The organism is Clostridia bacterium (genome assembly GCA_026414765.1).
In the GTDB taxonomy this organism is placed as follows: domain Bacteria; phylum Bacillota; class Clostridia; order Acetivibrionales; family DSM-27016; genus SKW86.
In genome coordinates this window covers 1-12,426 of the sequence record JAOAIJ010000004.1, presented here as the reverse complement: position 1 = coordinate 12,426, position 12,426 = coordinate 1, and the positions used below count along the sequence as shown (strand labels likewise).

8 protein-coding genes are annotated in these 12,426 nt (G+C 38.1%); all 8 read left to right on the top strand.

Translation table 11 applies throughout. From position 1 onward, the window contains the following. The first annotated feature begins 709 nt into the window (after nt 1-709). Nucleotides 710-1,369, top strand: coding sequence for an MBL fold metallo-hydrolase (locus N3I35_00300; protein ID MCX8128526.1), 660 nt, complete (start codon nt 710-712; stop codon nt 1,367-1,369). 481 nt (nt 1,370-1,850) lie between these two features. Continuing rightward, nucleotides 1,851-3,260 (top strand): AmmeMemoRadiSam system protein A, encoded by a 1,410-nt coding sequence (amrA, locus tag N3I35_00295; GenBank protein ID MCX8128525.1) that lies wholly within the window; start codon nt 1,851-1,853, stop codon nt 3,258-3,260. Next, on the top strand, nt 3,257-4,117 hold the full coding sequence (gene amrS, locus N3I35_00290; GenBank protein MCX8128524.1) for an AmmeMemoRadiSam system radical SAM enzyme: 861 nt from the start codon (nt 3,257-3,259) through the stop codon (nt 4,115-4,117). The genes amrA and amrS overlap by 4 nt, the downstream gene beginning before the upstream one ends. A gap of 187 nt (nt 4,118-4,304) precedes the next feature. Beyond that, nucleotides 4,305-5,183 (top strand): diadenylate cyclase CdaA, encoded by an 879-nt coding sequence (gene cdaA, locus N3I35_00285; GenBank protein MCX8128523.1) that lies wholly within the window; start codon nt 4,305-4,307, stop codon nt 5,181-5,183. Continuing rightward, nucleotides 5,180-6,397: a CdaR family protein gene (locus N3I35_00280; protein MCX8128522.1), complete on the top strand. Its 1,218-nt coding sequence runs from the start codon at nt 5,180-5,182 to the stop codon at nt 6,395-6,397. The genes cdaA and N3I35_00280 overlap by 4 nt, the downstream gene beginning before the upstream one ends. A gap of 39 nt (nt 6,398-6,436) precedes the next feature. Beyond that, a complete protein-coding gene (locus tag N3I35_00275; protein ID MCX8128521.1) occupies nt 6,437-8,026 on the top strand; it encodes a hypothetical protein in 1,590 nt (529 codons plus the stop codon). A 207-nt stretch (nt 8,027-8,233) separates the two neighbouring features. Beyond that, entirely contained in the window at nt 8,234-9,583 is a 1,350-nt protein-coding gene (gene glmM, locus N3I35_00270; GenBank protein MCX8128520.1) for a phosphoglucosamine mutase, read from the top strand. 855 nt (nt 9,584-10,438) lie between these two features. Then, nucleotides 10,439-12,262, top strand: coding sequence for a glutamine--fructose-6-phosphate transaminase (isomerizing) (gene glmS, locus N3I35_00265; GenBank protein ID MCX8128519.1), 1,824 nt, complete (start codon nt 10,439-10,441; stop codon nt 12,260-12,262). Nucleotides 12,263-12,426 lie beyond the last annotated feature (164 nt).

Sequence of the window (12,426 nt, the reverse complement as noted above, 5' to 3'; positions counted from 1 at the left end):
AGCCAATAACTTGAGAGAGGCCATTGAGAAATATTACAATGATGAAATATAATGATGAAAATAGTACTATAACATGATTTTAAGGAGTACCTTTTAAAGGTGCTTTTTTGTTTATTGAAACCTAATTCTACATTCGTAAATATTGCAATAAGTTGTGGGGCTATCGCTATATATAAAACACCTGCAGTAGATTGTCTAAAGTGTAATATGGTTATGATAAGAAAACAAATCCATATGGAGAATCATAATGAGATTAACCTAAAAAATTAATAATGACAAGCCTCTGGACTTACTGGAGGCTTGTCATGTCATAAGTATAAATATCGTGCATTTGTTTAGATATTACTTGTGCCGCTTCGCCCGCACCAAAAAGCAAATGTTTTAAGATTTGAAACATGAAAATGAAGTATAAGTTTCTTAATTTAAGAAACTTATACTTCATTTTTTTATAGTAAAATTAAGCCTTCGGTTAGGTTTAGAAAGTAATTAATGCTACTCTACAGGATAATCTTCATTGGAGGAATTTGGCTAAAAGTGTCGAATACCTTTTTGGGGCGATAAATTTCTAAGAGCTAATAAACAAAAGTAGTTGCAATATCAGATAAACAGATAGTAGACCATGACTTTGGGCGATGGATTATTTTGGAAAGTTTGAAAGCGTTATATTATCTGGAACATTAATATTTTGTGTAGGTAAAGGGGTGGGATAATGGACATTAAGACTATAATTTTGGGTGTAGTTGTTGCCAATTGCTATCTGATAAGAACAAACAAAGGATTTATTCTAATTGATACAGGGAGGGCAGGTAAGCGGACAAAATTAGAGAATGAACTTGAAAGCGCAGGCTGTAAACCGGGAAATCTAAATCTTATAATTCTTACACATGGTGATTTTGATCATTCCGGAAATTGTGCATATCTGCGTGAGAAATTCAATACGAAAATTGCGATGCACTCTGGTGATTTCGGGATGGTAGAACAAGGAGATATGTTCTGCAACAGAAAAACTGGTAATTATATTGCAAAGAAGATTGTTAACGCATTATTTAAAATAACAGAATTCAAACCGGATTTCCAGATAGATGAAGACTTTGATCTGTTACAATACGGTCTAAATGCCAAAATACTTCACCTCCCAGGACATTCTAAAGGATCTATAGGAATTATCACAGCTGACGGAGAACTTATTTGTGGTGATATTTTTACGAATATGGGCAAGCCTGCTCTTAATTCAATGATTGATGACAGGGAAGAAGCAAAAGCTAGTATACAGAAAATTAGAAGTTTAAATGTAAACACAGTTTATCCCGGACATGGGAAACCTTTTTTAATGAGTTCACTAAAAAACAATGCACTACTGGAAGCTTAAATCACTGAGACGCACGGATGTCAGAGAAGGGGTGATGGAGGGGAAATCTCGTTATGAACAGAGAAAAACACTACTATGCAACAGGGAAGATGCGTTCCATACTAGTGTCTTTGGTAAGAAGAGAATTCTTTCGTTATGAAATTGATTCACCTTACGCTATAATATATTCTATAATATCTTTCAAAACCCTTTTTTTTGCATAAAATTTTTTGCATGAAATATTAACCATGGAAAATATTTATTTAGATAAACACTTAATATACAATATATGTAAAGTGCACTTGTGTGTTAATTTCTGTAATTCTCGATAAATAACAGTATAATAAAAAAAATAAATTGATTAATAATATATGATGGGATGTGAGATAAAAATGGATAGAAAGTTAGTGAGAATTATTGCATTGATAACGGTAATAGCATTTTTTGCTACTTCGATTATTACTATAGGAATAGGGTATTTCCTGGGAAGGTAGGGATTATATTGGGAAAAATAATCAGTTCATATGTTTTTCCGCATCCGCCTATAATAATTCCTGAGGTTGGAAAAGGGAATGAAGATGGTGCTGATGAAACAATAAAAGCTGTAGTTAAGGCCGCAAAAAAAATCAGTATGGAAAAGCCCACCACGATTATTGTTACAACACCTCATGGCCCTGTTTTCCAGGACTATGTATATGTATCTGCAGGTGAGGAGCTTCAGGGAAGCCTGGAGAGATTCGGGGCAGGAGATGTAAAACTGCGCTTTGATAATAATATTGATTTGGTAAACAAAATTATCAGCAATGCAAAGCAGCACGGAATATTTGCCGGTGGTTTGGAAGACGGTATCTTAAAGAAATATGGCTTATCCAGCGAATTAGACCATGGCACCATAGTTCCATTATATTTTGTCAATAAAAAATATAATGGATTCAAACTGGTTCATATATCAATATCAGGATTGCCATTTTTGGATTTATACAAATTTGGTATGTGTATATCAAAAGCTGTGAGAGATTCAAATGAACAGGTAGTTTTTCTGGCAAGCGGCGATTTGTCACATAAACTATCGGAAGATGCACCATACGGTTTCAATGAAAAGGGAAGAATATTTGATGAGCTTTTAGTTGAGAGTATGAAAAGGTCTGATGTTGAAGCGCTGCTTGATATAGATGAGGATTTGTGTGAAAGCGCAGGAGAGTGTGGTCTTCGTTCTTTTATAATAATGTTTGGTGCACTTGATGGCTATGAGCTGAAGCCGCAAGTATATTCATATGAAGGTCCATTTGGAGTCGGTTATTCCGTAGTTGCATTTGATATTGGCGATAAGAGTGAGGAAAGAGAAATACTCAGGAAAGTTACTGACAAATATGATAATAAAATCAAAGAGATAAGGGCTAAGGAAGATGCGTATGTATCTCTTGCAAGAAGGGCATTGGAAGAGTTTATCACAAAGGGTGAGGTATTAAAGGCTACTGAGGACTTGCCGGCAGAGATGCTGGAAAATAAAGCTGGAACATTTGTGTCAATAAAAAAGCATGGTCAGCTAAGAGGCTGTATAGGAACTACAGGTCCGACAAGAAAAAGTATTGCTGAAGAAATAATTCACAATGCAGTTAACTCAGGGATGCACGATCCCAGATTTGATTTGGTTGAGAGTGATGAACTCGGTGATTTGGTCTATTCAGTAGATATACTTAAAGATCCTGAACCGATTACATCTATGGATGAGTTGGATGTTATCAGGTACGGAGTAATAGTCAGGGCAGGATCACGTTCGGGACTACTGCTGCCAAACCTTGAGGGAGTTGATACTCCCCAAAAGCAGGTTTCAATTGCGCTTCAGAAAGCCGGTATAAAAGAAACGGACAGTTATAAGATGGAAAGGTTTGAAGTGGTGAGACATAAATGAAACAGGCAATGTACTACCAGAAGGTTGAAAACTCAAAAGTGCACTGCTTTCTGTGCCCCCATAACTGTGTTATTAAGCCGGATGATACAGGTGCATGCCGTGCAAGAAAAAACATCGATGGGGAATTATACTCTTTGAACTATGGGAAAATTACTTCAATTTCTTTGGATCCAATTGAGAAAAAACCCTTATACAGATTTCATACAGGATCAAATATACTTTCTGTAGGAACCTTCGGATGCAACCTGAAGTGTTCGTTTTGTCAGAACTGGAGCATAGCGCATGAAGATCCGGATACAGGGAACATTACTTCTGATGAAATCGTACGAAAAGCAAAAGCATTAGAGGATAAAGGAAATATAGGGATTGCATATACATATAACGAACCTTCAATATGGTATGAGTTTGTATATGAAACATCCAGAATGGCAAAGGATCAGGGGTTGTCAAATGTACTTGTCACAAACGGTTTTATCAGTAAAGAACCGCTGGAGGAGCTTCTCCCTTATATTGACGCTATGAATATCGATGTGAAAGGTTATACTGCATCATTTTATAAGAATATCTGCAAAGGCACACTGGAAAATGTTAAAGAAACAGTTGAAATTGCCGCTCTAAGTTGTCATGTAGAAGTTACTACTCTGGTTATACCGGAGCTCAATGATGCGATAGAGGAAATTGGAGAAATGTCCAAATGGCTTTCTTCCATATCACCTGAAATTCCTCTGCACTTATCGAGATTTTTTCCGAACTTTAAAATGCAAAACAGGCCTCCTACTCCGGTAGCTACACTTGAGAGGGCCAGAGATAAGGCAGGGGAGTATCTGAAACATGTGTACCTTGGCAATGTATGGTGAAGGTTGTAAAATAAGAATTATTATGGTATATTGTGGCATTACTGCATAATATTAAATTTTAATAAAATATTTAAAAAAAGCTTACAAATAGTTAAAAAACAGGGTATAATTCTATATAATAAGTCTTTATGGAGACTTTTTTTTTCTGTTTTTATTAACGGTAGTTTTTGTATGAGGGTGTGAGGCTTTGGAAGAATTTCTTAGAAATTTTAAACTTAATAATATTGTAGATTTTTTTGCTGCATACATAGGTTTTGATAATCCGCTTTCAGTAGTAAAAGCTTTTGTTGATATAAGTATAGTAGCATACCTAACTTATAAGTTGATCAGGCTGGTAAGGGAAACGCGGGCATGGCAGCTTATAAAGGGTATACTTATTATACTCATTGCTGCAAAATTAAGTGACTGGCTGGGATTAAGGACACTGGCATTTATTCTGAACAATACAATCCTGTATACAGCCATTGCTTTAGTTGTGATATTCCAGCCTGAGCTCAGAAGGGGGCTTGAGCAGATAGGAAGAAGCAGATTCAGCGATCTTTTTGGACTGGATGAAGAGAATAACATCATACAGACCACTGCCGTAGTAGAAGAAGTGGTTAAGGCTGCTGCTGAGCTGTCAAAAACATCGACAGGAGCATTGATTGTAATTGAACGTAGCACGAAGATAGGGGAAATAATCAATACAGGAACACAACTGGATTCAAGTGTATCAGCTGAATTGCTTGTGAATATTTTTACACCCAATACACCACTTCATGATGGGGCTGTCATAATTAGAAACAATAAACTGAAGGCAGCTGCATGTTTTCTACCATTAACAGATAACCCCAATCTGAGCAAAGATCTAGGGACCAGGCATAGGGCCGCGCTTGGAATTACGGAGGTATCGGATTCTATTACGGTAGTGGTGTCGGAGGAAACCGGAAAGATATCCTTTGCTTTGAATGGGGGGCTAACAAGAAATCTGACTCCTGATACATTAAGGAAGGCTTTGAATAAGAATCTTCTGGAGAGAAATACTCCGAACAGAAAACTGACCTTGTGGAAGGTGAAAGCTAAATGAGCGAATTATTGAAAAGGGATACTACTATAAAGGTCTTATCTATTTTATTCGCAGTTATCCTTTGGTTTGTTGTAAACCCGGTAACGACAAAAACGATATCCGTACCTTTGACAGTAAGAGGTGAGGATACTTTAAAGGATAAAAACATCCTTTTAAAAAACAAGAATTTTATTCGTACTATAGATATAGTAATCAGGGGAAGCGAAGAAAAAATAAAGAGTGTAAACGGGTACGATTTTGAAGCAATACTGGATTTTTCCAAAGTAAACTCGGCCGATGAGAACACTTTAGGCATAGAAGGTCCTAAGTACACAGGGAAGGAAGATGGAATAATAGTACAAAAGGTCCTTCAGGAATATATTAATATTGATTTAGACAGGCTTGAGAAAAACTCTTTTCCGATTGATATAAGAACATCAGGAAATCTGAAGGCAGGATATAAAATGATCGAAATTACTGCAGTTCCCGATTCTATTACACTTCAGGGGGCAGACACTTTGATCAGATCCGTTGATGAGATTAGAACTGTAATAAATGTAAATAATATAGATAGAGATACAGTACTGAAAAAGCAGGCTTGCAAAGTATATGATGCAGAAGGAAATGAAATAACTTCATTAAGCAAAAATCTTACAGTTGATATCAAAGTGCAGGTTGCAAAGGAAGTCCCGGTCAATCTTGTTATCAGTGGAAAGCCTGCGTTTAATTTTACAGACGGCCAGAGGAAAGTTAATCCTGAGAAGGTTTTGATTACAGGACCGGCAGAAATACTATCAAGAATAACCGAGCTTAGAACAGAACCAGTTAGCATTGAGGATGTAAATAAAACTGTAGATACAGTAAGCAGGTTAATTCTGCCCCCGGGGGTAAAACTGGTGGATATACCCAGGGAGGTAGCTGTAAGCGTTATAATCGAACCTTTGACTGAAAAGAAGTACAGTATTACTAAAGGCGAAATAACTTTAGCAAATGCAGATGCAAGCGGTACATTAGCCTATGATATCAAAACAGAAAGTATTGATGTCGCTATAAAAGGATTAAGGGTTAATCTTAGCAGCATAAATATAAATAGTTTGAAGCCATCCATAGATGTATTTGGGTTGGGTGAAGGAACTCACAAAGTTCCATTAAAATTGAATTTGCCAGTAGACATTATGGTGAAAAGTGTATATGAAGTCGAAGTCGAAGTACGCAAGATTCAATCCGCAGAATAGTATAAATCCGAATTTTACTTAATAACCGTGGAGGTATGTGTGAAGTTTGTTATAAGCAATATCAGACTGCCATTAGATGAAGATGCAGTAGTTTTAAATGAAATAGCAGCGAAAAAGTTGAGAGTAAATAAAGGTAGATTGGATAAAGTTAAGATAATTAAAGAGTCCGTTGATGCAAGACGAAAAAACAATATTACAATGGTGTATTCGGTGTTTGTCGAAATTGAAGGTAATACAGTCATTCCAAATGACACCGATGTCAGGCTTATAGAGGATAACAGGGAGCAAACAATAATTCCCGGTAGTGAAAAACTAAAATTCAGGCCTATAATTATTGGAACAGGACCGGCAGGATTGTTTGCCGGTCTAATTTTGGCTCAAAGCGGCTATAAGCCTCTTGTTTTGGAACGTGGAGAAAGTGTGGAGAAAAGGACAGAGATAGTACGGGAGTATTGGGAAAAAGGTGAGTTAAGTTATGAAACCAATGTACAGTTTGGTGAGGGTGGGTCCGGAACATTTTCAGATGGTAAGTTAACTACACGAATTAATGACAGGCGATGTGAAAAAGTACTGCAGGAGCTTTATAATTCAGGGGCACCTGAAGAAATTTTATACAAGGCTAAACCCCATATAGGCACGGATGTACTAAAAGGTGTAGTAGCCAATATGCGCAATAGAATTATCCAACTTGGCGGAGAAGTAAGGTTCGGAGCAAAGGTTACTTCGCTGATGATAAAGAATGCAAGCGTCTCCGGAGTGATTATTAATAATGAGCAGGAAGTTTATTCAGAGGTAGTGGTCCTTGCTATTGGGCATAGTGCCAGAGATACATATGAAGCGTTGCTTGCAGATGGGATAGGCTTTGTCCAAAAGCCTTTCTCTATAGGAGTCCGGATAGAACATCCTCAAGAGGTGATAAACCTTGCCCAATACGGAAAAGCAGCCTCCCATCCAAGATTGGGAGCAGCGGATTACCAGCTTTTTTGCAAGACACAGAACCGGACCGTTTACTCTTTCTGTATGTGTCCCGGGGGTATAGTGGTTGCATCTGCTTCAGAGCCTGATTCAATTGTTACAAACGGTATGAGTGAGTTTGCAAGAAATAGGGAGAATGCAAACAGTGCACTTGTAGTTTCTGTAGAACCCGGAGATTTTGGTGGAACTCATCCTTTGGCCGGGGTAGAATTCCAGAGAAAATGGGAAAGGCTAGCTTTTATGGTAGGTGGAAAAGACAGCTCGGCTCCGGTACAACGACTTGATGATTTTGTTAATGGGACGGCTTCAAAGAAACTGGGTGCTGTTAGACCAAGCTATACCGGGAAAACCAACTTATCAGATATTAATCTATGTCTTCCGGATTTTGTTTGTAAACCTATGAGAGAATCCATCAGTTACTTTGATAGAAAACTTAAGGGCTTTGGGATGGGAGATGCACTGCTTACTGGGGTAGAGACAAGAACATCTTCTCCTGTAAGAATACCCAGAAGTGATTCCCTTGAGGCTGTTGGAGTGTCAGGGCTGTACCCCGCAGGAGAAGGTGCGGGCTATGCAGGTGGAATCGTCAGCGCTGCGGTAGATGGTATAAGGATCGCGGAGAGAATTATTTCCGTGTATGCGCCTTTAGGCTAAACCGTCACACACTCGATCCTTCCGGGAATAGAAATGCCGGGGGAGAGTTAGTCACAATTGTCCTTAATGCCGAATAAAATGTAAATAAAATGTACTTGTGAAGTTATGTGTTAAAAGTTATAATTTATATGTTGAAATTAGGGACATTCCCGGCTTTAAGATTTTAGTACTTTATTGTGAAATATATTTTTAGGGGGCAATTGAAAAATGGGTAGACTTTTTGGTACAGATGGAGTAAGAGGAGTAGCAAACGTAGAGTTGACAGCTGATCTGGCATATAAGTTAGGTCAAGCCGGGGCTTATGTTTTGACTGCTGAGACAAAACACACCCCGAAGATACTTGTTGGTACGGATACAAGAATTTCGTGTGATATGCTGGAAGCAGCTCTTATAGCAGGAATATGTTCAGTTGGTGCAGAGGTTGTAAGTCTTGGTGTGGTTCCAACTCCTGCCGTTGCTTATTTGACAAGGTTTTATAAAGCTGATGCAGGGGTAGTAATATCGGCTTCACACAATCCTTTTGAGTTCAATGGAATAAAATTTTTTAATGATAAAGGCTATAAGTTGTCTGACTCTATTGAAGAGAAGATAGAGGCAATAATACTTGACAATGCTGAAGAAATACCAAAGCCGTCGGGTAAGGATATAGGCTTCAAGAGTGTAGTTGATACAGCTCTTGAGGATTACTCTACATATCTTAAGAGTACACTGGATGTAGACCTTAAGGGTTTAAAGGTAGCATTGGATTGTTCTAATGGTGCGGCATTTGAGGTGGCTCCCGCCACATTGTTTGAACTGGGGGCGGAAGTATGTGTAATAAATAATGAGCCTGATGGAATCAATATAAATAAGGGCTGTGGATCTACTCATTTAGGGGGATTACAAAAGTTTGTCACTGAATCGGGTGCTGATATTGGGATAGCTTTTGACGGTGATGCCGACAGGATGCTGGCAGTTGATGAAAAGGGTAATATAATAGACGGCGACCAGATTATGGCTATCATTGGTTTGGAACTGAAAAATAAAGGAAAGCTTGCAAAAGATACTATAGTTGTTACAGTTATGACCAACCTTGGTTTTGATATAATGGCAAAAAAAGAAAGGCTTAATATCGCCAAAACTAAGGTAGGAGACCGGTATGTACTTGAAGAGATGCTTGATAAGGGATATGTACTCGGAGGAGAACAGTCGGGGCATATTATTTTCCTTGAGCATAATACCACGGGGGATGGCCTCCTGACAGCGCTTCAACTGCTTCAGGTAGTTAAAACATCAAATAAGAAGCCTTCAGAGCTGGCTGCTGTAATGCAGGTGTTGCCCCAGGTAATAAAAAATGCAAAAGTGGGAAACCAAAATAAGCATAAATACCTGGAAGACGAAATTATTGCAGAAAAGTGCAAGGAGCTTGAAGCTGAATTTCATGGCGAGGGCAGGGTCCTCATCAGACCGTCGGGAACAGAGCCCCTGGTAAGGGTTATGATAGAGGGGAAAGATCAGGAATATATAACAGAACGTGCAGAACAGCTTGTTAAGACAATAGAGGAAAGACTGGGGTAGCTTTCATAAGTGTATAAAGCTGCATGGTGATGCAGTTTTATACACTTGTTTGTTCTTATTAATCAAATTTTAATTTGACATTTTTACGGGATTGTGAATATACTAGTATTGATAATACTTATGTTTGTGAAAGGTGGTGATAAGAGAAAAATCAGGATTAGATTTAAAAACAAGCGCCAGAACAAGGCTTTACCTTGTTGACGAGGAGAAGGAGGCTACAAAACGGTTAGCAGTTGACGAAAGATGCTTAACGGCTGCAAAAATACTGTGAAGTGTAATTTGTCAGCTATAAACTGTGATGTAGGTTATCGAAAATATCGGCGGAAACCTTCCGGTTGCTCACAACCGTCAGGGCCTTACAAAAACTGCAGGCAACTGTAGAACAAATGAGACCCGAGTGATTAATCCTGTTCATATCTTAATATTTTGATCATTTTTCACATACTTCAAAAATTGAATATAGTAAATTGTTGTAGGTTTTGCTATGTGATTTTTTAAAAGGCATAGTGACTTTGGTGTTTTATCGAATAAATCAGGAGTATTTTCTTATATGGTATAGCTATACCATTTTAGTTCAGCCTGATTTTTCCGGTATTGCCTTTTTGCCTGAAGCTATATACCTTACGCCGGAACTCATAAAAAGGATGACATGTCACAGAAAAGGCTAGTTATCTATGTCCTTGATGGTACTTTGTCCAAAACCGGGAATATAAGTATTGTTGCAGCAAATAAGGTTCCTTCAGCAAATGGTTTTGAATAAAAGAAAAGGGGAAATTTGAAAGCAAACGAATGTAAGTTATGTATATGTTCAAATTGAATCGATAATAAAAATATTTGAAAACGGAGGTAAATAAAATGTGCGGAATAGTTGGATATATAGGTGAAAAAAATTCAGTCCCTGTATTGATTAACGGGTTGAAAAAACTTGAATATAGAGGTTATGACTCAGCTGGGGTTGCAGTCTTTGGTGAAAAGGAACTGACGGTTGTAAAATGTAAGGGAAGACTTGCATCCTTAGAAGATAAGGTAAGCAAGGAAACTCTAAGTAGCACTATAGGTATCGGCCATACAAGATGGGCGACTCATGGAGAACCAAATGATGTGAATTCACATCCTCACATCAGCCAGTCGGGTAAAATAGCAGTCGTTCATAACGGAATAATAGAAAATTACATGAAGCTTAAGGAGTTCCTGATATCACAGGGTTTTAATTTTGTATCCGAGACGGATACGGAGGTTGTAGCTCACCTGGTAGAGTATTATTACAAGGGTGACCTGGCAAAAGCAGTTATGGAAGCTATTGATGAGCTGGAAGGCTCATATGCCCTGGGCGTTATATGCAAGGATTGTGCTGATACTTTTATCGCTGCAAGGAAAGATAGTCCATTGATTGTTGGTCTGGGAAAAGGGGAGAACTTTATAGCTTCCGACATACCTGCAATACTTGAGCATACAAGGGATATATATATTCTTGAAGATAAAGAGGTAGTTGTATTGACCAAGGATAACGTAAAAGTGTACGACAGCCTTGGGGCAGAGGTGAAGAAGGAAATATTCCACGTTAATTGGGATGTGGAGTCAGCAGAAAAATCAGGTTATGAACATTTTATGATGAAGGAAATGTTCGAAGAACCGAAGGTTTTAAGGGACACAATCAATCCAAGGATCAAAGGCGATAAGGTTGTACTGGATGAAATAAAGATAACGGAAGAAGATCTGAAAAATATCGACAAGATATATATCGTGGCATGTGGGACTGCAAGTCATGCAGGCGTAGTAGGCAAGTATGTTATAGAAAAGCTTGCCAGGATACCTGTAGAGGTTGATGTTGCTTCAGAATTCAGATACAGAGATCCGCTGATCAATAGCAGAAACCTTGTGATTATTATAAGTCAGTCCGGTGAGACCATAGATACCCTCTTTGCTTTACGTGAATCAAAGAAAAGAGGTGCGAGAACACTGGCAGTTGTTAATGTTGTAGGCAGCTCCATAGCAAGGGAAGCTGATGATGTGCTTTATACCTGGGCTGGTCCGGAAATAGCTGTTGCATCGACAAAAGCCTATAATACACAGTTAGCGGCAATGTATCTTATAGCCCTCAATTTTGCCCAGAAGAAAGGTACTATTGATGACAAACTCAGCGGCAAGATAATTGAAGAACTGAAATCTACTTCAAATGCAATAGAGAAAGTACTTGCAAATAAAGAGGATATACAGAAATTTGCTTCAAGACATTATAATGCAAAAAGTATATTCTTTATAGGCAGAGGGCTTGACTATGCACTTTCAATGGAAGGCTCCCTAAAACTTAAGGAAATTTCCTATATTCATTCGGAAGCATATGCAGGCGGTGAATTGAAGCATGGAACAATTGCTCTTATAGAAAAGGGGACTCTGGTAGTGTGTTCCTTGACTCAGGATAACCTTCTGGAGAAAATGATAAGCAATATAAAGGAAGTTAAAGCCAGAGGTGCAGTAGTAATGGCTATTACTCAGGAGAGCAACACAGAGGTTGAAAAGGTAGCGGATGCAGTAATAAAAATACCTGATATAGATTCGTCTATTGCACCTGTGGTGGCAGTAACACCTATGCAGTTATTTGCTTACTATATGGCCATAGAAAAAGGCTGTGACGTGGATAAACCGAGAAATTTGGCCAAGAGTGTGACAGTAGAGTAGAGCGAGGGTTTAATGCATACATGTGTTGACTTGAAATAAAGTTGTAGAATTTGAAATAAAGTTATGGAATTGATAAAAAAGTTGTAGAATTACCAACCTAAATTTAGCATCGTTCCCTTACCATAATATTGTATAAATAATCTGTTATTTACGGAATATTTAAT